Origin of the sequence: Micromonospora endophytica (assembly GCF_003236305.1) — a bacterium.
Taxonomy (GTDB): domain Bacteria; phylum Actinomycetota; class Actinomycetes; order Mycobacteriales; family Micromonosporaceae; genus Micromonospora; species Micromonospora endophytica.
In genome coordinates, this window is sequence record NZ_POTX01000024.1 from 1 (window position 1) to 24,810 (window position 24,810).

The window sequence follows — 24,810 nt, forward strand, 5'->3', positions numbered from 1 at the left end:
CAGGGGGTGGGTTGCGTCGCTTCGACGGGATGAGACAAGCTGGACCGTCACGTGGAGAGACATCGCGGTTGCCGAAAGCTAGCGGCCTCCGGAGATGAAGAGCGGGGGGAGACGGACGTGGTTTCCAGGTCACCGGCGCTTCGCCAAGGAAGACCTCGGCGGCAATGACTGACGACGCCCCTCGACCGAATCGAACGCACCTCCTGCTCTGGGCTATCGGTCCGATCCTCGAACTACCGGCGGTCGCCGCGGCCACCTCGGCGTTCCCCGAGGTGGCTGAGGCAGCTGTCTTCGGATCTCCATGGACCGAAGTCATCCTCGTCGTGGCGCTGTGCACGACCCTGGCCGGAGTCGTGACGGCCTGGCGGCCGGCCCGCCCGTCGTCCACTTCCCGGTGGGGTGTTGCCGCCGCGCTGTGGATCCTGGCTGGTGTCGTCGCCGTCATGATGATCTGGTTCTTCATCAGTGGCCGGTGGTTCGTGTACGGCATCCTGCTGGCGCACTCCGCCGTGTCGATGTTCATGATCGCCCAGCAGGTGACACGAGCCTGGGCCGACCAGCACCCGACGGCGGTGGCGAGCCGATGAGCGATGAAATCGTCCAGAAGCTGCGGCAGTTGAGTCAGTACACGGCAGACCTGCGGTCGCTGGTCGACCAGGTGCAGGCACGGTCCACGCGTACGTCGACGACTGCCACCGATCCATCCGGTGTGGTGCGCATCAGCGTGGACGCAAACGGCCTGCCGGAGTCGATCCAGGTCGAGCCGGGCTGGCAGCGGCGTGTCCAACCTCAGCAGTTGAGCGAATGTGTTCTCCTGGCCTACCAGGAGGCAGCCCGCCAGGTCATGCAGGCGCTGGCCGCTGGCTTGACCGCCGACGGCTGGCGTGCTGCAACGGAGCAGGCGGAGGCCAGGAGGCAGCATTTTGCCGCCGTTCTGCCGCCGCCGTCGGTGTACGGACAGCCCCGTGATCCGTTAGCGCTTGCCGAGGAAGTCATGAAGGCCCTTGGGAAGGTGCGAGCCGGACCGGCTGCTGTTGCGACAGATCACGTGGGGCAGGCTGGTGGACAGAACGTGTCCGTCACGCTGTCGACTTCCGGTTTGCAGAGTTGCTCCATCACCCCGGCGTGGGCGGCCCGGCACAGCGCAGCGTCCATCAACGATGCTCTGGGCCAGGCGCTCAGGTCCGCCCGAAGGACGCTGAGCGATGCCACCTCTCGGCGCCGCACCGAGACGCAGATGCTGGACACCCTCGCCGGTGAGGCATTGGCGACCCTCGCATCCATCACCGAGACAACTGACCGACGGAAGGAAGCCTGAGATGCCACCCCCCAGCCGCGATCAGGTCACCGTAGCGACCGACGTGCTGCGTCGCGAAGCCGGCGAGTGGGATCGGCAGGCCGTCGCCGTCGGTGGAGTCATGGCGAAGAGCAGCGGCCTGGAGCTCGGCCGGGTCGAGGCCGGGTTGTTCCAGATCATCGTGTCGCCGTACAACGCTGTTGTGCAGGCGGTCGCGGATCGCTGCCGTGAGGGTCAGGCAGCGATGGTCGAGGTCGCTCAGACCCTGCGCGAGGTCGCTGAAACCTACGAGGCAGAAGACCTCAACAACGCGCATAAGCTGCGGAACCTCTACTGATCGGGGACCAGTCGTGGACTTCAGCAAGGCCCAGTTCCAGGCACTGATAGAGGACATCACGTCGGGGCTGGGTGACCTCTCCCATCATCTCGATAGGGTCGGCCCGGCCGCCACGGCGGCGGCCAACCGCTGGTACGTCCCCTCTGATGTGGGTGCAGGCATCATTGCGATGGCCAACAAGGTCATCGAGGTGGGCAAGGAACTGCTTCAGCTCTTCATCGACGTCCTGAAGGGCGCGACCGCCCCGATTTTCATGTTCCACGATGCCTGGCAGTGGATGGACATCCGCGGATCAGCGACTGGGATCGCGAGTGCACTGACCGAACAACACTTGGTCGTCGACAACTCTGACTGGTCCGGCAAGGCACGTGACGCCTACGTCGGGAGCGTTTCCAATCATTCCAATGCTGCGGCCCGCATCGGTGCCGTCGCCTCCAGCACGTCCAACTGCTTGATTGGCTGCGCCGTGGCAGGGTCTGCCTTCTACATCACCCTTGGCATTGTCCTGGCCAAGCTCATCGCCGCGACGATCGCTGCGGTAGCTGCTTTCGGCTCCGGCATCTTCTCGCCGGCAGGCGTAGCTCTCATGTTGGAGGAGGCCGGCGTCAACACCGCCATCATCGGGGCCGCCCTCACCACTCTCGGCACCTTTCTCGCCGCGCAGGCCGGAACCATGATCGTGCTGCATGGTGAGGCAGTCGACGCCACCGCCTTCCCCGCCGGCAAGTGGCCTACCTCCAACACATCGACGTTCAACGACGCGACCGTCACAGACGGAGACGCGGACTGGTCACTCGCCGGCGGCTGATGCGGCGAAGGTCCGGAAGGACGCCTCGCACTTCTGGGCGGGCGGTCCTATCCATCCCGACCTCATCGAGACGTCATTCAATCCCTCGTTGCAGAACAGCCTCCGGTGGGACTCGCTTCGAGCGTGCGTGGATCCGCCGCCGAGAAGGCGCGATGGTCCGAGCAGGTCCGACACGCCAATCTGGTCCTGCCGGTTAGGCCGTCAGTCTTTGATCTTAGGAGGCCGCTTCGTAGCAGCGCTCGCGTTCCTGCTCCCACAACTCGTCGTCGCTCAGCAAGGCATACTCGGGGCGCATCTTCCGGGCTAAGCCGTAGAAGCCCGAACTTGGTCGGTCGGTGCTACGGGAGACGACCAACGCGCTCCACAGCGGCTCACCCTTGTCGAACGCTTGACGGGAGACCTTATCGAGCGGCTGGCTCAGGAAATCTGGCCTGGTGTCCACCCGCTTCGCGAGGGGGCCATAGCCGATCAGCCCCTTCGCTGTAGCGACGCCGAAAAGAATGTCCGCGATACGGTCGACTCGGTCGACCTCGAACGTCTCAGGCATCCGTCCACCGTAGAGCAGGTATGACCCATGGCGGTTCAGCCGATCCGCCACCCTTCGGCCATCCGCATCCTTCGCAGCGTCTAATCCGACTCTCCTCTGTGATGACGCTGCCGGTAGGAGGGGTCTATCCGCCGACGTGGTCGAAGCGACAGAAATCCCGACCTGTGCCTGGCGGCGGCTGGGGTGGTCACAGCGACCTCCGGCGTGGCCTGGTGGGCGGGAACGGAGAACGCCTGGTGGCGTTCAGCGCTCCACGCCACATGCGCCAGATCGTCGGCCCGTGTGTCGGCAGCGCCATGGTGGGGCCGACGGTGTAGCCGAGGCGAAGGTAGAGCTGCCGGTTACGCATGTTGGTGGCTTCCAGGTACGCAGGCAGGCCGAGTCGGTCGAGGCGACGGTGGTAGCGGTCGAGCAGGGCTGCGCCGATGCCGTGGTTCTGCCGTTGCGGGGCGACCGCGACGTAGGCGAGGTGATGGTGAGGTTCGTCGGGGTGGAAAGCCTCGAACATCTCTTCCAGCAGCACGAACTTCGGAGCGTGGGCACCGGCGATCGTTTCGAGTGTTTGCAGGCGGTGGTGCGGGTCGGTGGGTGCGGGTTCGAGGTGCGGGTACCAGATCGCGACTGCGGACTGGTCGTCGGTGGTGTAGACCTCGCCGTGGGCTAGGCCGTGGTGGAACGCGTCCCGGAAGTACCGGTAGTAGACGGCGCGCCGCGGCTCGGGGTGAGGGATGAGCCAGTCCGCGACGGGTCCGTCGTGGAACGCTTCGGCGAGTACGGCGATCAGTCGGCCGGCATCGGCCTCGGTCGCAGGGCGAACGATGAGGTCGTTGTTGGTGATAGCCATGAGATCTTCCCTGGTCAGCTGGGTTGGCGAATGAGATCGGGGGCGCGCAGCGGTCCGGTGTCGCTGTCCGCGCCGAGGCCGATGGCGGCGTACACGTCGGGGTTGGTGGAGCGCAGGACCAGCGCCCACACGATGCCCAGGAGCGCGGCGGCGGCGTAGGCGGCAGGGAACGCCCACCGCAGCGGGGAGTCCGGCTCTACGCCGAGGAGCGTGGCGAACTCTCGCAGGGTCACGGTGAGGATCCCGCCGAGCGCGAGCGTCGCGATCCCTGGCGCGATCCGCGAGCGCCATGGTCCTTCGGTGTGGGTGATCCGGGCGAAGAAGCCGATGACGGCGGCGGAGGTGATCGTCATCAGGATCAGTACGCCGAGGCCGCCGCTGACGGCGATCCAAAAGAACAGGTGCACGATCGGGTCCGCCCCCGCGAGCGCGTAGCCGACCAGCACCGCGAAGGCGAGGCCACTCTGTACCAGCGAGCCGACCTTCGGGGCGCCGGTACGCCGGCTGGTCTGCCCGAACACGGCGGGCAGGACTCGTTCGCGGCCGAGTGCGAACAGGTACCGGGCGACGGTGTGGTGAAACGAGAGCAGGGCCGCGAACAGCGAGGTGATGAAAAGGACCCGGGCGACGGTGATGACGCTCTGACTTAGGTACGGGGATACCAGGTTGAAGATGAGGTCGGTGCCGTCGGCGCGGGCCGCCTCGACGATGTGGTCGGGGCCGGTGGCCACGGACATGGCCCACGCGGAGAGTCCGTACAGCAGGCCGGTGACGGCCACCGCGATGTAGGTGGCGCGGGCGATCGTGCGGCGGGGATCCTTGGTCTCCTCGGAGAAGACAACGGTGCCCTCGAAACCGACGAACCCGGTGATCGCGGTGACCAGTGCGGCGCCGATGCCGGCGGCGAACACGTGCGAGGGAGCGAGGGTGTCGAAGCTGATAGTCCCGTCGGCGGGGTGGTTGATCATGATGGCGTCGAAGGTCAGCGCGACGACGCACTCGGCGACGAGGACAACGGCCAGAACTCGGCCGTTGAGGTCGATCCGCGCGACCCCGAGTCCCGCGACGATGGCCCAGACGGCGAGGGCGCAGATCCACCAGGTGAGGTGCCAGCCGTAGCGGTTGAGGAACTGGGCGGTGACCGCCCCCGCCCCGCCGTACAGGCCGATCTGCATCGCGTTGTAGGCGACCAGGGCGATCATCGCGGCGCCGACACCGGCCGGGCGGCCCAACCCTCGTGTGACGTAGGTGTAGAACGCGCCGGCGTTGACGATCCGCCGGGACATGGCCACGTAGCCGACCGCGAACAACGCGAGCACGGCCGCGACGACCAGATAGGACACGGGGATGCCGGTGACGCCGGTGACCGCGTACCCGGTGGTCGCGCCTCCGGCGACGACGGTCAATGGCGCGGCGGCGGCGATGACGAAGAACACCACCGAGGGAATACCGAGCCGTCCACGGGCCAGCACGGCGGACACGGTGTCAGGTTTCGAATGAGACATCAGTTCTCTCAGCCAGGAGGGATGGTTGGGGGTTTGGCCGCACTCAGGTGGTGCGGTGGCTCAGCACGGCACCGCCAACGACGGCGCCAAGATCAGCAAGGAGGTCACGCAGCGGCAGGGGTGTTTGATTGACCTGCTCACGTAGGAACGCCCGGGTGGCCTGAGGTGCGCCGTCGAGCAGGATCGGATCGAGCGCGGTGTGCAACGCCAGCCCGGCGAGGGCCGCGTCGAAGGCGTTCAGCCGTTGGTACCTGCGCAGTTGATAGGACAGGCGGGCCCACGACCAGGCGGCGGTGTTCACATCCGTGGGGATGTAGATGATGCGTTGGCGCCACAGCCGGCCGACCTGCTGCTGGCGCAGGAACCCGCGCTGCCACATCCGGGTCGCCACCTGCTCGTAGGCGGTGGTGCCGAGGAACGCCAACCACGTCCGCGTCGCGGTGTGACGCGGCTCGGCCACCAGCCGGTCGAGCACGAGGTGCCGCAGCCAGTCCCTCGGCGGCAACGTGTCGATCACGCGAATATGCCGACCCTCGAACGTGATCCGGCCCTCGCCGTACAACTCCAGCAACAGCGCTGCGGCTAGGCCGTGCGCCGTCGCGGACTCGAACAGACGCGAACGCCCCGTCTGGTCGTCGTGCGCCAGATAGAAGAACTCGTCAGCAAGACGCGTGGGTGCGGCGGCGCTCGCGGCGGCGCGCACCGGCCGAGCCGGTTCTCCTGGTGCCCGGTGCTCGTGCAGGTGCGGGGCGTACTCCCCACCGGGAGGTGTGGTGTTCACCGCGGGCTGGCCTTCCTCGGTCGATGGGTTAGAAGGCGCGGGAAGCCCGAGCTGTCGAAGGAGCTTTCGGCCGCCCGGATGGCGGCCGAGTTCCTCGATCGCCCAGGCGTGTTGTCCGCATCGGCCGTCCTTGCACTGGAAGCAGGTGCCACCGTTGCGGTGCTGAAGCGCTGTGAGGCGCGCCGACTCGAAGCGATCGACGCCACGATCGCTGTCGTCGGTGCCGGTCACGAGGCGGCGAGCTGGCGGTGCAGTGCGGTGACCTTGACCCGCACCTCCATGCACGGCGGGTGCAGATCCACGTGCGGGTAGTCGCATTCGGGACGGTGACCGAGGATCCAGACCCACTCGTCGCTGCGGTACGGCAGGTCGCGGACACCTGCAACGGTGACGGCCACGGATGTACCGGGGGTGAGGTCGCGGCCGTAGGACCAGTCGTTCGCTTCCAGTTGGAGCAGGGTGCCCGGAGGGATGTCGGGGAGAGGCTGCCGGCTTCGGTTCACGGCCGTGCCCCTCGCCCGGCCGAACTCGGACCATGGCCGCTACCCGTGGCCGGCCGGTCGGGGCTCGGCCATAGTCTGTGGTCGTGCCGGCGGGTGGGATTGGCGCGCTGGGAACTGCCGTCGCTGTTGCTGATGGGGCGCGTGGCCCCACTTCCGTGGGCGAAGAGCATGGCGGGGCCGGCGCTGTCGATGCCGAAGGGCCTGAACGGATGCTCACGGTCGGCGGGGACGAACCACTTGACGCGCACTGCCATTACCTCTTCCTGTGTGAGATGCGCGGCCGTGCCCTCCCTGGCACCGACCGCACACCCGATCGGGTGCAGGCACCGTCCTGAACGAAGCACGGCTAGTCCTGCACCTGGCTCACGGACGGGACTGCTTCCCGCATGTACTCGGTGTTGAGCTGGTTGAAGAAGCCCGCAGCTCGTGGTGCACCGCTTGAACCGACCGACGCGATCGGCGTCGATGTGATGACCCGTTCAGCGGCTATCAGGCCCTTCTGTCACTCATTACACTTTGGGCGTGCCCAGAAATCAACCACCCAAAAAGGTCTATCAGTTTTGAGAGAAACTTTTGTGGTGCACTGTGTTTGGGCAGGTCATAAGGGGTTCGCCCTCCAGGGCTACACTCCGAATGCGTGTTTTAATTGGGCGCAGCACGCGCCCAAAGTGAGCGAAAGGGTGGGCTAGGTGTCTGAGGCAGTGGGCTCGGCGTTACTGCGCCGCCACATCGGGCGTCGTCTGGAGGCGCTACGAAAGCACGCAGGGCTGTCGCAGGAGCAGGCGGCCGAGCAGCTCCAGAAGGGTCGTACGACCATCGCCCGGTGGGAGGAAGGCCACGAGAACGTCCGTTTCCGCGACGTAGATGTCAAGGCGTTGCTCGACATCTACGGGGCGGGAGAGCACGACACCAAGGTCCTGCTTGCCCTGACAGCTGAAACCCGCAACGGCCGACGTAAGAGCTGGTGGCATGACTACACGGAGACCGCGCTGCCGGCCTGGTTCGGCCTGTACGTCACGCTGGAGGACAGCGCCGAGACGATCCTCCAGTACGAGTCGGAACTGATCCCCGGCCTTCTCCAGACCCCCACCTACGCCGAACAGGTCGCTCGCGTACCACCGGGCTACCTCGCCGAGGACGAGATCACCCGCCGCGTCCAGGTACGCGTCGAGCGACAGTCGCTCCTCACCCGCCCCCGTGCCCCGCGCCTCCAGGTCGTCCTCAACCAGGCGGTGCTCCACCGTCCGGTCGGCGGCAAGGAAGCGATGGCCCAGCAGATGGCCCACCTGCTGGATGTTGGCGTCAAAGCGAACGTGAGCGTCCGCATCGTGCCGTTCTCCGCAGGCGTGCACAGCGGTATGGCTGCCTGTGGCCCGTTCACCATCCTGGACTTTCCGACCAACGAGTTCGGAGATCCACTGGAGCCCCCGCTCGCGTACGCGGAGACGCTGACTGGTGCGATGTACCTGAACAAGCCCGACGAGGTCAACGCCTACCGGCTGGCGTGGGCTGACCTGGAGAAACGCGCCCTCAACCAGGCGGCGTCGAAGAGACTGATCTTGGAAGCACAGAAGGGATACACCAGTGGCTGACTCGGCTGGCGCGATCTGGCGCAAGAGCACCCGCAGCGGCAACGGGGGGAACTGCGTCGAGGTGGCGACGAACCTGCTCGACCGCGGGAACGCGGTCCTCGTCCGTGATAGCAAGGATCCTCAGGGCGGCAACCTCGCCGTCACGGCTAGGAGTTGGACGGCCTTCACGGCCGCCGTGCGGGACGGCACTCTCAGCCTGTAACCAAGACGTAGAGGCACCCTGAAGGTGCCGGCCACTCTCGGCCCCCTGGTAGCCGGCGTAGGACTTGCGGGCTACCAGGGGGCGGTCGCAGTGCCTGCCATCTACCAGCCTCTACCGTCGGCGTTGGAGGTCAGACGGGGCGCGCCCGTACCCGGACGATTCCGGGATTATCGCGCCACGGCGAGCGCGTCCACGGCTTGTAAATATTGGACGCGGAGGTCGATGATGTGGTGTCTTGTGGCACCGAGGTCTGCGAGTTCTCGGGCCCTGGAGAGAACCAGTGGGGTGCGGTACTGCTGGGGCGTACCGGACAGATGGTGGAGCGCGAGTTGTTGACCGCCGGCGATGTCGCCGGTTCGGATGGTGCAGGCAGCCTGGTCGAGTCGGATGAGGGTCGGGTTGATGTGTTCAGTTGCGGGGTAGAGCGCGAGGGCTTCGCGCTGAGCGGCCTCGGCGTCCTTGAGATTGCCGACGATGGTGAGAGTCGCCTCGCGGTGAAAGGCAAGTTGTTGGCTGGGATATCCGTAGATGCTGTTGGCCTGTTGGGTTTCGCTGAGGCGTGAAGAGATGGCTTCAGCGTGTCGCAGCGCGGTGAGGGCTTGTTGAGTGTGACCGAGCCTCGCCCAGGCGCGAGCTTCGGTCGCGGCCGCCAGCGCGGCCCCCGCGCAGGGGGTGTTGCCGGCGCGGGCTTGTGCTTCGGCGGCGAGGGTGATCGCGATTTGTGGTGGTCGTTGGTGGTAAAGACTGACGGTGGCTTCTCGGGCGCGTACCCAGCTTGCAAGGGTGCGGTCTGAGGTTTCGTCGGCGGCGAGGGCTGCGGTGGCGAACCATTCGCGGGCGTGGCGGTGGTGGCCGAGATCGGTGAGTATGTTCGCGGCAGTGCCGGCGAGCTGTGCGGTGATGCGGTAAATGCGTGTCTGACTGTCGATGGGTTGCCGGCGGGCGGCGTGGGCCTGTAGGTCGGCAAAGTCGAGAAGAACGTCTTCGAGGACCGCGCGAGGTGGTCGGGTTTTGAAGGCGTAGCCGTATCCTTCGGCGGCGGATTCCCACCGGTCGAGTGCGATGGTGCTGACGGTGGAGGAGCCGATAATGGTATCCATGTCGGCGCGGAGCTGGTCGAGGAGTTCGAGCAGGGGTGCGGGCAGGACAGCGCCGCTGGTGGTGAGGATGAGGCGGAGTGCTTCCCGGCGTTGCACGGCGGCCTCCTTCGCGGTGCCTTCTGGTTCGTCCAGACAAGCACTGGCGGGCCGTGTTTGACCAGGGGCGGACCGGATCGTGAACGGTGGATTGTTGGGCTCGGCGGTGTAGTCGGTGGCCCAGCCCATCTGGACCGGCCCGGTGCGGTAGAAGCGGCAGAGGGTGTCGCGGTACTGGTCACCGGGACGGGCGGGGCCGTTCTCGAAGTGGGTGAGCTGTTCCCGGCTGAGCCTGCACGATGGCAGTCCGTCGTCGCGGCGAGCCTGGTGCAGGGCGTCTACGGCTTCCTGGACTTTCAGGCCCCGGGCCAGTCGGTATGCCTTGAGCGGCAGGATGTGGCAGCAGGCGGCGATCGTGGCAGCGAGATCGTGCAGGCGCGGGCTGTCCGGGCTGAGATCAATTCCGTCGTCGAGCAACGCGCGGCGCCGGTGGTGGGCGCACGCCGGTCTGTGCTCCTCCGGTCGCATTGACACCTCCAGGCAAGGAGCGCCCACGGTAGCAATGCCAACACATTTCGTCACGACATGAAGTGGGTGGCGCTCGCACCGAAGAGCGTGAACAGCTGGCACATCTTGGGGTGAGTGCGAGCCGCTGACACTGCCGGACACCCGCTCGGCCCCGCATCCTCGGCAGACATCAATGCCGGGATCGATGGAGGTATCCGATGCCAGGTGTCCGCTCAGCACCTTCGACAGTGGGGTGTGTCGACGATCCGTCAACTCTGGGGAGGTGGGACGCACGGTTCCTGTGGCACCCGTGGAGTGCCTCAGTGCCTGCAGAGCCGCGGCTGATGCTCGTGGCAGGGGACGGCTGCGACGTGGTCGACGTCGGTGGGCGGCGGTTCCTGGACGCGCGTGGAGGGTTGTTCAACGCGACGGTCGGCTACGGGCGGTCGGAGGTGGTGAAGGCCATCCGGGAGCAGACCGCCGCCCTGATGACTTATGGACTCGGCGCGGCGTCGACGCCGCCTGTGGTGCGGCTCGCCGCCCAGTTGGCTGAGCTGTTCGGCCGGCCGCTAACGCGGACGTTGTTCGTGAACTCGGGGTCGGAGGCGACGGAAGCGGCGGTGAAGATCGCCCGGTGGTATCACGCCCTGCGAGGTGAGCCGTCGCGGCAGGTGATTCTGTCGTTGGCGGACGGCTATCACGGGACGACGGCATCCGCGGTCGCAATGACTCGGCTGGAGGCGACCCGGTCCGGGGTCGCTCCGTTGCCAGAGGGCTTCGTGACGGTGCCGACACCACGCTGCGTGGACTGCGGTCGAGGAAGCCTTCATGGGGACTGCGTGGTGCCCGGACCGCAGACGGTGGAGGAGACGATCGTCCGGCTCGGCCCAGGGGCGGTGGCCGCATTCATGGTGGAGCCGGTCCTGGGCGTCGGAGGCATCGTGCCGCTGCCCGCCGGCTACCTGATGGCGGTTCGGCGGATCTGCGACGAGCACGGGGTGCTATTGATCGTCGATGAGGTGTTGACCGGGTTCGGTCGTACCGGGGCGTGGTTCGCCCACCAGGCGGCCGGGGTGCTGCCGGATCTGGTGACGACGGCGAAGGGCCTGGCTGCTGGATATGTGCCGTTGGCGGCGGTGACCGCGCGGCAGGGGGTATTCGACGTGTTCGCCGCCGATCCGGTGGTCGGCGGGCTGCGGCACGGTCACACAACCAGTGGGCATGCAGTCGCGGCGGCAGCGGCGCTGGCGGTGCTTCAGGTCATCGCCGATAACGACCTGGTGGCACACGCGGCTGAGGTCGGCGCGACGTTGTTGGGTCGGCTGCGGGCCGACCTGGGGCGGGTGCCGGGAGTACGGGAGGTACGTGGCCATGGTCTGCTGATCGGGGTGCAGCTCGACTCGGTCGTACGGGCGGCGGCGGTGACTGCCGCGTGTCAGCGGGCGGGGGTGTTGGTGCGGCAGCAGAAAGAGGTCGTCGCCGTCGCGCCGCCGTTGATCGTCACGTCAGCCCAGGCCGCCCGGATCGCGGACACCTTGACGCAGGCCACCACCGACACCGCCGAAACCATGTCGTGAGCGGCGTGTTGTCGGTGGTGGTGCCCTGCGCTGGGGCGGGCAGCCGGCTCGGGTTGCCCTTTCCGAAGGAGTTGCTGCCCACGCCAGACGGTCGGGTGCTGCTGGATCAGGTCTTCGACCTCGTTGCCGGGCTCGATGCCCGGCTGGTGTTGGTGACCGGCCCTGACCGGGGACCGACGATCAGCCACATCCACCGGACCTACCCGCAGCTGCCGGTGGCGTCGGTCCGGCAGCCCGGACATGCTGTCGGGCTGTTCGGGGCGATACGCGCGACGGTGCCGTTCATCGGCGACCGGGCGGTAGTGCTGCTGCCCGACCAGCGGTTGTGCCAGGTGCCCGACCCAAGCCCAGTGCGCGATGCCGCTCAGGTGTTGGCCGACGGAGCAGCGATGTGCTTCCTGGCCGCACCGTGCAATGACCCGCAGCGCATCGCTGTCGACGGTGCGCTGCGGGTGGATGATCCGGCGGACACCGGCGGCAGGTTGGGTCTGGTGCGAGGGCTGGGGGACAAGCCTGGCTTGTCAGCGGCTAACGCGTTCAACGCGGTCTGGTTCGGCTTCGGGTTCCGCCGCGAGGCGGCGAATCAGGTGCTCGATCAGCTCGATGCGGCACAACGTCATCAGCTCGATGCAGACGCCTTCGCGGCCGGGCCGCTGTCCGGGGCGCCAGTCGTACCCGTTGCCCCGTTCGTCGACTGCGGCACCTGGCCGTCGGTGACCGCGCTGTGGCGCGGCGGGATGGAGTGATGATGCGGTTGACCATGTTCACCGGCCCCTACCCAGTCGGTGAAAGGCTGGGCGGAGTCGGGCTGCGGCTGTGGGAACTGGCGCTGACACTGGCTGCCGAGGGCATCGAGACCGTCATCGCCGGACCGCCCGGCTCGGCGGTGTCGTGGAGTCAGCCGGGTCTCCGGGTGGAGGTCTTCGAGGAGGACACCTGGCCGCAGTTGGTGGAGGACGCCGATGCGGTGTTGACCACCGACCTGCCGGACCAGCGGGTGCTGCTCCATGCCCACCAGCTCGGCAAGATCTTGGTCTGCGAGAACGCCACGCCGATCGAGCACCTGGACTACGGGCAGGTCGCCGGGGCCACCGACCCGGAGGGCGTCTACGACGACCTGTTGGAGCGATACCTGCTCCAGACCTGGACCTGTGATCACTTTCTGGTTCGCTCGTCGGTCGAGCGGGCCAGCGTGCTCGGCACGCTGGCCGCGATCGGTCGGCTTGGCCCGTCACACCACACCCGTTCCCGCACGCTGCATCACCTGTTGACCCTGCTGCCGGTCGGGTTCACCGACCAGGCCGCCGCCCTCGCCGACGCCGCCCCCGTCACCGCTGGTGGGGCGGAGTTGGTGTGGTCGGGTGGCATCTGGGACTACTACGACACCGTCGTACTCGCCGAAGCCCTCGACCGGATGCGCGGCGCCGGTCACCCGGCCCGGCTGAGGTTCCTCTACGCGCCGCCGCCCGAGCAGGACATCGCCGAGGCCCGTCGGCTACGGGCGGCGGTGGACCGGCTCGATCTGCACGAGCTGATCGACTACCCACACGGGGCGCTTGCGCACACCGCCCGCGACGCGGCGGTCAAGGCGAGCAAGGTGCTGGTCTGCCTCGCCCGCGATGGCGCGGAGAACCACACCTGCCTGCGGCTGCGGCTACGTGATGCGCTGCTGTACCGGCTGCCGGTCGTCATCGACTCCTTCGGCGCTTCTGCCGATTGGGTCACCCAGTGGGGCATCGGCCTCGCGGTCGACACCCGTGATCCGGACGCCGTGGCCGACGCGCTGACCCGGCTCGTCTTCGACACGGCTACCTATCAACGGTGCCTCGACGCGATCGACCGCGCCCGGCTCGCCCACCGCTACCAGGCCCACATCGGCAACCTGCTCGCCTTCCTGCGCACCGGCACGCGCGCTCCCGACGCCGGTAGCCCTCGACAGCAGGCGGCGGTGGCGCAGCTGCTGCGCCGCCGGCCGAGCCTGATCGCCGCCCCGTCGAACCCGATCTAGAAGGAGATCCTGATGCCCGCCACCACGCCTCGCGTCCTGCGGCAGCTCCTCGCCGACGCCACGACCCGCGCGACAGTGCCCGCCTTCGACCCCGACCGCGACCGCACCCCACTCCGCCTGCCCACCTGGCAGAGCATCCCAGCCGCCACCTACGACACCTTGTGCGCCCGGGTCGACACTGCAGGGTTCGCGTTGGTCGAGGCCGACCGGCCGCCGCGCCAGGACGACCTGCGAGCCCTAGCCGACACACTGGGGTTGGGCGAGCCGTTCGTGCCGCCGCTGTACCGGCGGCCCGGCACCGTGCAGGTCGGCGCGGCCGGAGTGTCCCGCCTGACCGCCGCCGGCACCCATGCCCAGGCACCGATGCACCCCGCGACCTCCGCGATCGGCCAGAACTGGCACGTCGACGGGACCCTGCAACACCTCGGCGAAGTCCGCACCACGCTGCTGCTGTGCGTACGCCCCGCCGCGTCCGGCGGACAGTCCCTGCTGTTCAACGCCGCCGCCGCGTTCCTGGACCTCGCCGACCGTGACCCGGGTGCCGCCGCCGCGTTGATGACACCCGGCGTCCTCGTGCGTACCGCCACCGTCAACGGCAGCGACGACAGCACCGCCGGCCCCGGTTTCGCCGTCATCGACCAGCGGCTAATGACCCGCTACTCCCGAACCCATACCGACCGGTGGCTACCCGCCAGCACCGATCCCGACGCGGTCGACCGCGCACTCACCGCACTCGACGACCTGGCGAAGCCGGGCTCGCCGTACCGGCTGGAGTTCACCATGACCGCCGGGCAGGGCATCGTCCTCGCCAACTCGCGGGTCTGCCACGGCCGCGCCCCCTACACCGACGACCCCGACCAGCCCCGCGAACTACTGCGCGCCCTGTTCACCACCGACCTCACCCCCCGATGACCAGGGAGCCCGGCATGGACGCCACCCGGCTACTCGACGAAGCCCTACGCGACCTCACCACCCAGCACACCACCGCACAGCGCACCATCACCCTGATCCCATCGGAGAACGCCTGCTCCCCGCTGGCGCAGCTGCCGTACCTGACCGACGCGCTCAACCGGTACTTCTTCGCCGACGGAGACCCCGACGCCCGACGCTTCCCCGCTGGCCGCACCGCCGGCCGCATCGAAACGCAGCTGACCGTGCCGCTGCTGCGCCACCTCACCGCCGCCGACCACGTCAACGTCCGCCCCCTGTCCGGACTACACGCCATGACCGTGCTGCTGTCCGCGCTCACCCGACCCGGACAGACCATCATCACCATCGACCCCCGCAGCGGCGGTCATTACGCCACCGCTTCGCTTGCCCGTCGCCTCGGTCTGCGCTGCCTCCACGCTGCCGGCCCCACCCCGCACCATCTCGACCTGGATGCGCTGACCGCTCTCACCGCGCGGCACCAGCCAGCGCTGGTCTACCTCGACGTCTCTCACGGCCTGTTCCCCCTCGACATTGCCGCCGTCGTCGCCGCCGTCCGGGCGGCCGGCACCGCCACCCGCGTGCACGCCGATGTCTCTCACACCATGGGCCTGGTCCTCGGCTCGTATCTGCCCAACCCGCTGGCCGCTGGAGCGGACAGCTTCGGCGGCTCCACCCACAAGACCTTTCCCGGCCCACCGAAGGCGTTCCTCGCCACCAACATCCCCCACATCGCCGCAGCCATCAGCGACGCCCAGTACGAGATGATTTCCTCCCACCACCTTGCCGGGGTATGCAGCCTCGGCCTAGCGCTGGCCGAGTTCACCCTCACCGACGGCCCCCGCTACGCCCGCACCGTTGTCGCCACCGCGAAGGTGCTCGCCGCGGCCCTCGCCGCAGCCGGCCTCCCGCCACATGCCGCCGACCTCGGCTACACCGGCTGCCACCAACTCTGGCTCGACACCACCCCGGCCGGGATTGATGCCCGTACCGCCGCCGTGCGCCTCGACGCCGCAGGCATCCACGTCAACGTTCTCGATGACCTACCTGGCCTTGCCGGAACTCCCACCCTGCGCCTCGGCACTGCCGAAGCCGTCACCTGCGGACTCGACCCCGACGACATGCCCTACCTCGCCGCACTCATGACCGCCGCGATCCGCGCCACTCGCCCCACCACCGCCATCGCCGCCGACGTCGCCGCGCTGCGCGCCGCTCGCACCAGCCGCTATCGGCTGTCCGCCGACCCGGCCCTCGCGACGATCCTCGGTACGCCCCTGGCGGCATCGGCGGGCACCCGATGACCGCCCGGCCTGCCGTCGATCCGCTCGCCGTGATCAACCGCAAACGCGCCGGAGGACGTCTCACCGACGCTGACATCACCGGCATGGTCACCGGCTACATGACCGGGCAGATCCCCGACTACCAGGCCGCCGCCTGGCTCATGGCCATCGCCTGCCAAGGCATGGACGCTGAAGAAGCGGTCGCGCTCACCCAGGCCATGATCGGCCCCACCCGCCTTCATGTCCGGGCCGGCGCGTTCGTTGCAGACAAACATTCCACCGGCGGAGTCGGCGACAAGACCACTCTCGTCCTCGCCCCGCTATTGGCTGCCGTCGGCATACCCTTGGCGAAGATGAGCGGCCGAGGCCTCGGCCACGCCGGCGGCACCATCGACAAGCTCGCCGCTATCCCCGAGCTCCGGCTCCCCGACACACCCATCGGTATACAGGACGCCCTGCGGACCGTCGGCTTCGCCATCGCCGGCCAGACCCCCGACCTCGCTCCCGGCGACCATGCCCTCTACCAGCTCCGCGACGTCACCGGCACCGTCGAATCCATCCCCCTTATCGCCGCATCGATCATGAGTAAGAAGATCGCCGCCGGAGCCTCCCTCGTCGTCCTCGACGTCAAGACTGGCAGCGGCGCGCTCCTCCACGACCAAGCGGATGCCCTTACCCTGGCGCAGCTCATGGTCGACATCGGTGCCCGCGTTGGCTTGACCACCCGCGCCGTCGTCAGCGACATGAACCAACCCCTCGGTCATGCCATCGGCAACGCCCTCGAAGTCGCCGAAGCCATCGCTGCCCTACGCGGTCAGCACATTCCCGGCCTGGTACCCCTCGTGCTGCATCTGGCCACCCTTATCGCCATTGAGGCTTGGCCGCATCGCACCCCCGACGAAATCCGTGAGGAGCTGACCGCCGCCCTGAGCGACGGACGAGCCCACACTGCGCTGCGCCGATGGGTTGACCACCACGGCGGCGACCCCGTCGTCATCGATCGCCCAGACCGGCTACCGCGTGCCGCCGAGGTCACCACCGTCACCGCGCCGGTGGCCGGATGGGTCAGCAACATCGACACCAAAGCCCTCGGCTACCTCAGCCAGTACCTCGGCGCCGGCCGCACCCGACTCCACCAACCTATCGACTCCGCCGTCGGACTCTGGCTACACGTCCACATCGGCCAGCACGTCACTGCGGGTGCACCGCTCATCGACCTTCACCTTCCCGCGGCCTCTGCCGACGTCGATGACCTGCACCGGAAGGCGACCGAAGCCGTTGCTGTCAGCAGCACCGCCACGGATAGTCCACCACTGATCCACTACAGCCTGTAAATCACTGCTGCCATGAAGGACGGAGGCCCTGCCGGTTCCGAAGCGCTGCGAGTAGGAAGCTGGGCCGAATCATGTGTAGATCGCGGGGGAACGGCGATCTTGGACAGAAGCCAGATGCCTGACTCAGCTTGCTGACCGAGCGACCAGTGCCGCCAGCTCACCCACCGGCAAGTCGCCATCGAGGACGGTCGTTCCAGCCGGCACCGCGCCTGCCGCAGCGACACAGCGATCAACCTGTTCCAACCGCCATGCACGAACCTCGGCGTCACGCTCGGGGTCATTCGGCCAAATCGACTGCGCCTCGCAGCGCTTCCGAAGAACACTCGCTGGGACATCAAGGAAATAATGGTCGACGTGAACATCGCGCGCCCGCAGGCCGCTGAAAATCTCGTCGAGGTACTCAGGCACCACGACCGTCATCGGGATCACCAGCGTACGGCCGTACTCTTCCAGCAGTGATACTGCCGTATCCACCACCCCGCGGCGCCATACCCGAAGATCCTGAAAGTCTCCGCTAGATGGGAGCGGCACAATCTCGCGGAACATGAAACCCGGCAGCTCAGCGTCAAACAGCAACAGCTGCGGATCGTCCTTGATCAGCCGCTCGGCAACAGTCGTCTTTCCCGCGCCAAAAGCGCCATTCAGCCAGATCACCCGCATGGAGCAACCCCTTTCATCGGCCGATCCGGACGTCCGACCTCACGCTAGACCTCAGGACCGTACCGCGTGGGTCGGTGATAACGGCTCTTGCGTAGCCTTGTCGAGTCACGCCGCGAGCGCCGGGGATGAGCGGCGTACCTTCGCGGTCGAGCACCTTTGCTAGCTTCGGTCGATAGGCGGTCGGATGTCTCACGTTGACAAGATCACTGGTGAGTTGCGTGCACTGCTGACGGGCGTCGAGCGCGCGCAGGGACTGGCGGCCGCTGCTGACCGGCAGGCGCAGGAAGTGGCCGTACGGGCTGCAGGGGCTGGCTTTGCCGCTGTGGCGGCGGGGTTGACCCGGGTGCGTAGCGCCGTCACCGCTATCCAGGGCGGCCTGGGCAGCCTTTCCGGTGCGATTGGTGAGGCGACGAAGGCGACCGCGGCGGTTCCGCGCGAAGCGACTCCGCAGGAGACAGTCTCCGGGCTGACACCCGTTCAGGCTGCGGTGGACAGTGCCCGCGATGCGGCGGCCGGGACCATCAAGCAGGTCGGTGAGGCCCAGCAACTCGTCACCATGGTGTTGCAGGGTGGACAGCCTGGTCCGCTGTTGCAGGCGTTGGAAGGCATCAAGCAGGTCCTGGTGATGGTGGTCCAACGCACCGGCACCGCCCGGCAGTACGTCGAGTCGGCGGTCGCCGAGGCGCGGCAGCTCGGTTCCTCGGGAAACTGAGTGGGGCTGGCGGTCACGGACCGGCCAGCCCGAACCCGTCTACCGCCGCAGAGTCGACTAACCCTGGCTCCCCGCACGCTGGTGGCGCTTCCGATGAACACGGCCTGGTCCCGTGGAGCCGGCAGCCCACCGGTGTCCTTGGCGGATCGCCGAGCGGCCCGCGGACTCGGATCCCACCGCGGGAAGACGCCCGGGTGCGGCGTGCACTGGAGTTGGAGAACGCCTGCGCTGACACCGTCGCCGGCAAGGGTTACTGGGTCCATCAGAACCCGTCCAGACCGGAGATCGCCGCAGCGCGCCAGAACACCGGCGACATCGGGAAGCCGGACAAGGCACCGGACTATCTGATCGAGGGTCACGTTTTCGACTGCTACTCACCGACGCCCACAAAGGGTGTGCGAGGCGTGTGGACGGAAGTGTCGGAGAAGGTGACCAGCCAGCAGACCCAACGGGTGGTGCTGAACCTGCACGACTGGCGCGGTGACCTCGGCGCCCTGCAGAAGCAGTTCAACGACTGGCCCGTCCACCACCTCAAGGAACTCACGGCCGTGACCCGCCACGGTGAGATCATTCAAATCGTCCGGCGAGACTGAGAAGGCAGGCAACGCGTGGCTATCGAGTACCGATTGACCCTGGCAGGGGACATCCCGCTGGAGCAGGTGGCCGCACTCGCCGCCCCGGAAGGCGTCGAGGAGTCGACCGTGCCGGGCTACCCGCGGCTGCTCAGCGCGGACCTCATGCACACCTCCGGGTACTCGGTGAGCGTCTATGGCGGCAGCAACGGCTACTTCGACGCCGAAGACGACGACGGCTCCCAATGGGAATGGGAACCCGACACGTACGTCAACATCGTCTTCCACATGCCCAAGGACGACACCGCAGGCAGGGCGACGCCTGACATGGTCGCGGCGGTGGCCCGGGTGCTCGCTGGTCGGTCCGAAGACGCCGCGCTGGTCCTGAACGGCAACTGGCTTCTGCTCACCCGCGTAGCCGGAACGTTGACCACGCACCAGCTCTCGTGGTGGGACAACTACGGCGTCGGGGAACTCCTTCCGTAAGCCCGCCTTGAGCCTGCGCACTCCACGCTGCGTTAGTCTGGGTGCTGTACCGCCGATGCTGGCTGCGGGCCGGTCGGGATGAGATCCCTACCGTGCTGAGGAGCCGACGGTGGAGTTTGAGATCCCTTCGAGCCTGGACGGGTTCGACCTCGATGCGCTGGACCGCTTGGAGACTGAAGCGGTAGCCGCGTTCGACGCTCTCCGCGACGCCCCGGACCTTGACGCCGCCGGATTAGCCCAGTTGAGGGAGCTGGCCACGTTCGTCACGTCGGTACGCGCCCGGCAGGAGCAGATCGAGCAGGACGCGGCGGCCGTCGCGTCGGAGCTGGACGACCTGGACGCCGCCGTGCACGGCAACGCGGATGAGCCCGAGGGCGACGACAGCGACGGGGAATCGAGTGAAGGCGAAGACGAGGCCGAGGGCAGCCCGGTCGGGGAGACGCCCGTCGAGGAGCAACCTGTACCGGAGCCGACGCCGGTCGTGGCGTCGCTGGCGCGGCGGGCGGCCCGCCGGCAGCCGAAGCCGAGGGTGACGCAGGGCGGCCGATCGGCGATCATCAAGGCGGCGGCGGATGTGCCGAACGTGCCGCACGGGCACGTGTTCTCGTCGGTGACCGAGGTCGCGGCGGCATTCGATGACAAGTTCGCGGGGTTCCCACGTGGCGTGGGGTCGCAGGTGCAGACGCGCATCAAGCAGAACGTGGCTCGGGTGGAGCTGCCGGTCGACCAGGCCCTAGTGGCTGGGGGCAGCGGCCTGGTCGACCTGGGACTGATCGACCTGGCCGGCAGCGAGTCGCGCCTGACCGGCGGGAACCTCGTTGCGGCAGGTGGTTGGGGTGCGCCATCGGAGACGTTGTGGGAGCTGTGCGAGGGGCTGGAAACGACCGAGGGGATCCTCGACCTGCCGGGTATCTCGATCCCGCGCGGCGGCGGCATCAAGGTGCCGGCGAACCTTGACTTCGCCACCCTGTACTCGGCGACCGGGTTCGTGCAGACGGAAGCCGACTCGATTGCCGGTACGGAGAAGCTGAGCTACCGGGTGCCGACGGTCGAGTTCATGGAGACGCGTCTTGAAGTCGACGGGGTGCAGATCGAGCAGGACATCGTGCAGAACGCGGTGTGGCCGGAGCTGACCCGTGATGTGGTGCGGCGGGCCATGACCGCCCACGAGCACAAGATCAACGCGCGGATGGTGCAGCGGATGGCCACCGCGCCATCCCAGTCGACGCAGTTCACGCTCACCCTGGGCGGCGACATCGGCGGCGACGAGACGACCACCGCGGTGCTTGGTGCGCTGTCGCTCGCGGCGACCGACTACCGGTACCGGTACCGGATGAGCCGGCGGGCCCTGCTGGAGTGCGTCGCGCCGCTGTGGTTGCTCGACTGGATCCGGGCCGACATGGCGCGCCGGGCGGGGGTGAACTACTTCGACGTGACCGACGAGCAGATCACCGCATGGTTCACGCGGAGGCACCTGCGTCCGCAGTTCATCTACGACTGGCAGGACGGCTACGTCAACGCGGGCGGTGCCGGATTCGGCGGGGCCACCGCGCCGGGCCAGTGGCCGGGCGCGGTCGACTTCCTGATCTACGCGCCCGGTACCTGGGTGAAGGGCACGAAACCGATCATCGACCTGTCGGCCGTCTACGACAGCATGAAGCTGAAGGACAACGAGTACATCGCGCTGTTCACGGAGCAGGCGACGCTGCTGGTGAAGCGGTGCTACGTGTCGTACAAGCTCACCGTGCCGCTGTGCCCGGCCGGTGTCACCGGGCAGACCGTCGCGTTCTCCTGCGCGGCGTCCGAGGACTGAGCAACCCGTAGACGGGGACCGCGCCCTACCGGTGCGGCCGCCAGTTTCACAGGGAGGTGGCGGGTGACTCAGCCCTTTGTATACGTCGATGCCCCTACGGCGATGCCGTACCGGTACGGCCTGTTCTCGGCGGCGGCCGTGGTCGACCCAGCGGACCAACGCGAGTTCCATGCCGGGGTGGAGTGGGAACCGCAGTGCGTCGATGCGCCTGCGCCGACGAACACGGCGGCGGCGTCCGAGCCGAACCGGGCGGCGATGGAACTACCCGACGGGGTACCGCTGGCGCAGTCCCAGGTGATCCGTCTGTACACGGGTCTGACCGGAGTGTTGCCGGGCAGGCCGGACCTGCTGGACCGGGCCCGGCGCGCGATGGGCCTGGTCGAGCAGCAGTCGCTGGAGCACTACGTGTGGAGCGGCGATGAAGGCACAACGCCGCACCTGGCGGCGGCCAGCACGCCGGTGCTCGCTGGCTCCGACGCGGCGCCGGTCGCTCTGGAGACGGGCGTCGGCCTGCTGGAGTCGCACCTGGCCCAGGCGGCGGGGGTGCTCGGCGTGCTGTGGGCTCCGCGGTGGACGGCCGGATGGTGTGTGTCGAAGCAGTTGACCCGCCTGGAGGGGCCGCGGCTCGTCGCGCCGTTGGGTAACCCGGTGGCCTTCGTGCAGACGACCGGCATCGGGCCGGACGGCGACGTGCCGGACGCGGACGAAGCGTGGTTGTACGCGACGGGGCCGGTGATGGTGCGCAGGTCGGCGGTGTTCCTGCCGAGGCTTCCGGAGGCCCTGGACCGTACAAGCAACGAGGTGTTCGCGGTTGCTGAGCGGTTCTACACGGTGGGGTGGGGCTGCACGGTGGCGGCGGTGAAGGTCAAGCTGCCGGGTGTGCCGGCGTAGGAGGAGAGATGACGCTGATCTACCCGACGGACCGAAAGGACGCTGGGCGGCTGGCGCGGCAGCTGCTCGACCTGGCCGGCCCGGAGCGGCACCACGAGGTACGGACGAACACGGACGGGGCGTTGAGCCTGGCGTTCGAGGTGCCGGACGACATCGCGGACGCGGTTCTCGGCACCGGCGATAGCCGGGTGGTGCAGCCGAGTCTGAACGTGGCGGCCGAGGGAGGCGAGGAAAACACGTCGGCTGAGGTCGGCGGAGAGAGTGCGCCGCTTGAGGTCGGTGAGGAGAGCGCGTCGGTCGTCGCCCGGGCCGATGGATCCGAGATGGACGCCGAGCCGGCCAGCGGTGCGTCCCAGCCGCCGAGCAAGGCGGTCCGGTCGCGGTCATCGCGGAGCCGCTGACCGGCTGACCCCAACGCCTCGGGCTGCGCCGCCCCGTCTGGTCCCTTCCCCGTGGACCGGGCGGGGCGGCGTTGTTGTGTGACTCGCTCCACACCCCCTTCGTACAAAAAATATGTACGTGGAGAGTGCTTGAAGCATACAATGAATATGTACGAAACGCGCCATCCCGCTAGGAGGGACCGAGATGGAGAACCGGATCAACGAGCTGCTCAAGGAGTTCGGTGTCGAGGCTGAGGGCGCCGAGCGGTGCGGCATGATCCTCCAGCTGACCGTGCGGCTGGTCGAGGCCGAGCGGGAGCTGGAGCGGCAGGCCGCCGGGCTGACCGAGGCGACCGCGAGCGCCGTGGCGGTCGCGACGGCGGGTGACCTGCGGACGTCGGTGCGCGGCGACCTGCTGGCCGCCGTGACCGACAAGGCGGCGGTGGTGGACGCGGCGCTGATGAAGGTGGCCGAGCGGCGGACGGCCCTCGCGCTCGTCGCGCAGGCCGTGAAGGCCCACCGGGCGAGCTGAGTAAACCGGCGCGCGCCGGCCGGGGCTTCCCGGCCGGCGCGCTCTTGCTAGCTGCCGACGTCGGGCACGTGCGGCACCTGCTGCTGACCGAGCGAGAGAGACGAGAGGGAAACGAGATGGCCGCGACCATGCGAGCTGAGCTGTTCGAGCAGATTCCGACCGCCGACCAGTGGAAGCCGGTCGCGCTGTCCGAGGTGGAGGACGGCGACGTCGTGTCGTTCGACCTGGCGGCCCTGGGCGAACGCCGCCGCGACAGCGTGCCGCGCGTCGACTGGACCGAGGTGTACGCCGACGCGCACGCCGTGGCGGTGGTCCAGGACCTGGGCGGCAACGTTCGGCTGAACTTCTACGACCTGTCGCACCCCACGGTGGTGGGCGTGCCCGAGATGCAGGTGCTGCGGCTGCGCTGAGCCGCACCGAGCGCCCCCGCAGCCGCCCTGGCTGCGGGGGCGCTGCCGTTCCCGCCGGCGGAAGAGCCGGCGGCGTTCACGTGGAGGAGAGATGACGTCAACAACGGTGGCGTGGCGCGCGAACGCCGTGCCGTCAGACCCGCGAGAGCACGCGCGGGGTATCGCGGAGGCGGTCGACCAGGCATGGCACAGCCGGTATGGCGGCTCCCGTGTCGAGGTGCCGATGTCGGTGGTGGCTGTTCTGGCGATCCTGGCGCGAGAGGCGCCGGACCCCGACCATCTCGCCCGAGTGGGCGAGATGGCGGAGCGCCTGGACCACGAGGGCTTCTGGCTGCTGATGCAGCGGTTGTGGTGTGAGTTCGCGGCGCTGAGGCCCGACCTGAACCCGCGGACCATGCACCTGTGGAAGTGGACCGAGGATGAGCCGGATGAGACGACGAAGCGCGCCGTGCACGCCGTTGGCCAGGCGGCGCTGCGGCGCGGAGTGCTCGGCCGGTTCGGGCCGGACGGGTGGGGTGACTACGACCTGCTGGGGACGCTACTCCAGCAGATGAAGAGCCACGGCGGGCGGAAGGGCATCGGCCAGTTCCTGACGCCGGTCGACGTGACAGAGTTGATCGGCCAGATGGCGGGGCCGGAGGAGGGCCAGCGGGTCCTGGAGCCGTGCGCCGGCACGGGCACGATGTTCCTCGGCGCGGCCCGGGCCATGCGGGAGAAGGGCTTCGACCCGGCGACGTGCGAGTGGTGGGCGAACGACCTGGATCCCCTCGCGGCGGCGCTGTGCGCGGTGAACATGCACCTGTGGGGGTTGGGCTGGCGGGTGGTCGTCGGCTGCGGTGACGGGCTGCTGGAAGCGTGGATGCACGAGGCCCTGCGGACCCGGCAGATCGCCATCGATGAGATGCGGCGGGCCTGGCAGCTGGCCCAGCAGATCCGTGCGGTGCGGGATTTGCTGGAGCTGCCGACGCCGGAAAGTGCGCTGGATCGGCACATGCGGAAGGCGGTGCCGAAGTCGGCACCTCGGCAGCCCTCGCCCCCGCCGTCGCCGCCGGCCTCGTCCACGTTCGACGCTGAGGCGGCGTACCGGCAGGGGCGCCTGTTCTGACCTGCGCTTGTGTGACCCGCTACACAGCCTCGTGTGTACATATTCTATGTGCGCGTGAGGTTCG

28 protein-coding genes are annotated in these 24,810 nt (G+C 68.2%); 21 read left to right on the forward strand and 7 right to left on the reverse strand.

Annotated features, from left to right (window positions below; genetic code table 11):
* Window positions 1-164: 164 nt before the first annotated feature.
* Genes C1I93_RS31395 through C1I93_RS05855 form a run of 4 tightly spaced genes read left to right on the forward strand, consistent with a single transcriptional unit; the run spans window position 165 to window position 2,442 of the window.
* Window positions 165-587 carry a hypothetical protein gene (locus C1I93_RS31395; protein WP_181445027.1) on the forward strand — a complete coding sequence of 141 codons (423 nt, stop codon included), beginning with the start codon at window positions 165-167 and terminating at the stop codon, window positions 585-587.
* A complete protein-coding gene (locus C1I93_RS05845; protein WP_181445028.1) occupies window positions 584-1,318 on the forward strand; it encodes a YbaB/EbfC family nucleoid-associated protein in 735 nt (244 codons plus the stop codon). Before C1I93_RS31395 ends, C1I93_RS05845 begins: the two co-directional genes overlap by 4 nt.
* 1 nt (window position 1,319) lies before the next feature.
* The gene (locus C1I93_RS05850) at window positions 1,320-1,634 is read left to right on the forward strand and encodes a type VII secretion target (RefSeq protein ID WP_111242191.1); all 315 of its coding nucleotides are present in this window, start codon (window positions 1,320-1,322) and stop codon (window positions 1,632-1,634) included.
* A 13-nt stretch (window positions 1,635-1,647) separates the two neighbouring features.
* Complete coding sequence (locus C1I93_RS05855) at window positions 1,648-2,442, forward strand: hypothetical protein (protein ID WP_111242192.1); 795 nt, start codon at window positions 1,648-1,650, stop codon at window positions 2,440-2,442.
* 214 nt (window positions 2,443-2,656) lie between these two features.
* Here the strand turns inward: C1I93_RS05855 and C1I93_RS05860 are convergent, their stop codons facing one another.
* The 5 genes from C1I93_RS05860 to C1I93_RS05885 form a co-directional block, all read right to left on the reverse strand.
* Window positions 2,657-2,989, reverse strand: a complete 333-nt coding sequence (locus C1I93_RS05860) for a hypothetical protein (protein ID WP_111242193.1) — start codon at window positions 2,987-2,989, stop codon at window positions 2,657-2,659.
* A gap of 187 nt (window positions 2,990-3,176) precedes the next feature.
* On the reverse strand, window positions 3,177-3,833 hold the full coding sequence (locus C1I93_RS05865) for a GNAT family N-acetyltransferase (RefSeq protein ID WP_111242194.1): 657 nt from the start codon (window positions 3,831-3,833) through the stop codon (window positions 3,177-3,179).
* 14 nt (window positions 3,834-3,847) lie between these two features.
* Window positions 3,848-5,338 (reverse strand): APC family permease, encoded by a 1,491-nt coding sequence (locus C1I93_RS05870; RefSeq protein WP_111242195.1) that lies wholly within the window; start codon window positions 5,336-5,338, stop codon window positions 3,848-3,850.
* Between the two features lie 43 nt (window positions 5,339-5,381).
* A complete protein-coding gene (locus C1I93_RS05875) occupies window positions 5,382-6,119 on the reverse strand; it encodes a GOLPH3/VPS74 family protein (protein WP_111242232.1) in 738 nt (245 codons plus the stop codon).
* 227 nt (window positions 6,120-6,346) lie between these two features.
* Entirely contained in the window at window positions 6,347-6,622 is a 276-nt protein-coding gene (locus tag C1I93_RS05885; RefSeq protein ID WP_111242196.1) for a hypothetical protein, read from the reverse strand.
* A 689-nt stretch (window positions 6,623-7,311) separates the two neighbouring features.
* Here C1I93_RS05885 and C1I93_RS05890 point away from each other — a divergent pair.
* Both C1I93_RS05890 and C1I93_RS05895 read left to right on the forward strand, forming a co-directional pair.
* The gene (locus C1I93_RS05890) at window positions 7,312-8,214 is read left to right on the forward strand and encodes a helix-turn-helix domain-containing protein (protein WP_111242197.1); all 903 of its coding nucleotides are present in this window, start codon (window positions 7,312-7,314) and stop codon (window positions 8,212-8,214) included.
* The gene (locus tag C1I93_RS05895) at window positions 8,207-8,416 is read left to right on the forward strand and encodes a DUF397 domain-containing protein (RefSeq protein WP_111242198.1); all 210 of its coding nucleotides are present in this window, start codon (window positions 8,207-8,209) and stop codon (window positions 8,414-8,416) included. Before C1I93_RS05890 ends, C1I93_RS05895 begins: the two co-directional genes overlap by 8 nt.
* A 167-nt stretch (window positions 8,417-8,583) precedes the next feature.
* On the opposite strand, the gene C1I93_RS05900 is transcribed toward C1I93_RS05895, so the two are convergent.
* Window positions 8,584-10,080 (reverse strand): NsdA family TPR-like regulatory protein, encoded by a 1,497-nt coding sequence (locus C1I93_RS05900; RefSeq protein WP_146603435.1) that lies wholly within the window; start codon window positions 10,078-10,080, stop codon window positions 8,584-8,586.
* Between the two features lie 302 nt (window positions 10,081-10,382).
* On the opposite strand from C1I93_RS05900, the gene C1I93_RS05905 reads away from it, so the two are divergent.
* Genes C1I93_RS05905 through C1I93_RS05930 form a run of 6 tightly spaced genes read left to right on the forward strand, consistent with a single transcriptional unit; the run spans window position 10,383 to window position 17,185 of the window.
* A complete protein-coding gene (locus C1I93_RS05905; protein WP_223256574.1) occupies window positions 10,383-11,636 on the forward strand; it encodes an aminotransferase family protein in 1,254 nt (417 codons plus the stop codon).
* Window positions 11,633-12,382 (forward strand): NTP transferase domain-containing protein, encoded by a 750-nt coding sequence (locus C1I93_RS05910; protein WP_111242201.1) that lies wholly within the window; start codon window positions 11,633-11,635, stop codon window positions 12,380-12,382. Before C1I93_RS05905 ends, C1I93_RS05910 begins: the two co-directional genes overlap by 4 nt.
* Entirely contained in the window at window positions 12,382-13,644 is a 1,263-nt protein-coding gene (locus C1I93_RS05915) for a glycosyltransferase (RefSeq protein WP_146603436.1), read from the forward strand. The genes C1I93_RS05910 and C1I93_RS05915 overlap by 1 nt, the downstream gene beginning before the upstream one ends.
* Window positions 13,645-13,656: 12 nt before the next feature.
* Entirely contained in the window at window positions 13,657-14,556 is a 900-nt protein-coding gene (locus C1I93_RS05920; protein WP_111242203.1) for a TauD/TfdA family dioxygenase, read from the forward strand.
* 14 nt (window positions 14,557-14,570) lie between these two features.
* A complete protein-coding gene (locus C1I93_RS05925; RefSeq protein ID WP_181445029.1) occupies window positions 14,571-15,872 on the forward strand; it encodes a PLP-dependent aminotransferase family protein in 1,302 nt (433 codons plus the stop codon).
* On the forward strand, window positions 15,869-17,185 hold the full coding sequence (locus tag C1I93_RS05930) for a thymidine phosphorylase (protein WP_111242205.1): 1,317 nt from the start codon (window positions 15,869-15,871) through the stop codon (window positions 17,183-17,185). Before C1I93_RS05925 ends, C1I93_RS05930 begins: the two co-directional genes overlap by 4 nt.
* Before the next feature lie 123 nt (window positions 17,186-17,308).
* Here the strand turns inward: C1I93_RS05930 and C1I93_RS05935 are convergent, their stop codons facing one another.
* Window positions 17,309-17,845, reverse strand: coding sequence for an AAA family ATPase (locus C1I93_RS05935; protein ID WP_111242206.1), 537 nt, complete (start codon window positions 17,843-17,845; stop codon window positions 17,309-17,311).
* 184 nt (window positions 17,846-18,029) lie between these two features.
* Between C1I93_RS05935 and C1I93_RS05940 the strand changes: the two genes are divergently transcribed.
* From C1I93_RS05940 to C1I93_RS05980, 9 genes are all read left to right on the forward strand, one after another.
* Window positions 18,030-18,557, forward strand: a complete 528-nt coding sequence (locus C1I93_RS05940) for a DUF6244 family protein (protein WP_111242207.1) — start codon at window positions 18,030-18,032, stop codon at window positions 18,555-18,557.
* 194 nt (window positions 18,558-18,751) lie between these two features.
* Entirely contained in the window at window positions 18,752-19,150 is a 399-nt protein-coding gene (locus tag C1I93_RS05945; protein WP_111242208.1) for a CdiA C-terminal domain-containing protein, read from the forward strand.
* Window positions 19,151-19,165: 15 nt separating this feature from the next.
* Window positions 19,166-19,615 carry a SitI3 family protein gene (locus C1I93_RS05950; RefSeq protein ID WP_111242209.1) on the forward strand — a complete coding sequence of 150 codons (450 nt, stop codon included), beginning with the start codon at window positions 19,166-19,168 and terminating at the stop codon, window positions 19,613-19,615.
* Window positions 19,616-19,724: 109 nt separating this feature from the next.
* Window positions 19,725-21,428 carry a major capsid protein gene (locus tag C1I93_RS05955; RefSeq protein ID WP_223256573.1) on the forward strand — a complete coding sequence of 568 codons (1,704 nt, stop codon included), beginning with the start codon at window positions 19,725-19,727 and terminating at the stop codon, window positions 21,426-21,428.
* Window positions 21,429-21,491: 63 nt separating this feature from the next.
* The gene (locus C1I93_RS05960) at window positions 21,492-22,319 is read left to right on the forward strand and encodes a hypothetical protein (protein WP_111242210.1); all 828 of its coding nucleotides are present in this window, start codon (window positions 21,492-21,494) and stop codon (window positions 22,317-22,319) included.
* 8 nt (window positions 22,320-22,327) lie between these two features.
* A complete protein-coding gene (locus tag C1I93_RS05965; protein ID WP_111242211.1) occupies window positions 22,328-22,720 on the forward strand; it encodes a hypothetical protein in 393 nt (130 codons plus the stop codon).
* Between the two features lie 184 nt (window positions 22,721-22,904).
* Window positions 22,905-23,231, forward strand: a complete 327-nt coding sequence (locus C1I93_RS05970; protein ID WP_111242212.1) for a hypothetical protein — start codon at window positions 22,905-22,907, stop codon at window positions 23,229-23,231.
* A 116-nt stretch (window positions 23,232-23,347) separates the two neighbouring features.
* Window positions 23,348-23,641 (forward strand): hypothetical protein, encoded by a 294-nt coding sequence (locus C1I93_RS05975; RefSeq protein WP_146603437.1) that lies wholly within the window; start codon window positions 23,348-23,350, stop codon window positions 23,639-23,641.
* A 229-nt stretch (window positions 23,642-23,870) separates the two neighbouring features.
* The gene (locus C1I93_RS05980; protein ID WP_181445030.1) at window positions 23,871-24,746 is read left to right on the forward strand and encodes an N-6 DNA methylase; all 876 of its coding nucleotides are present in this window, start codon (window positions 23,871-23,873) and stop codon (window positions 24,744-24,746) included.
* Window positions 24,747-24,810: the final 64 nt, after the last annotated feature.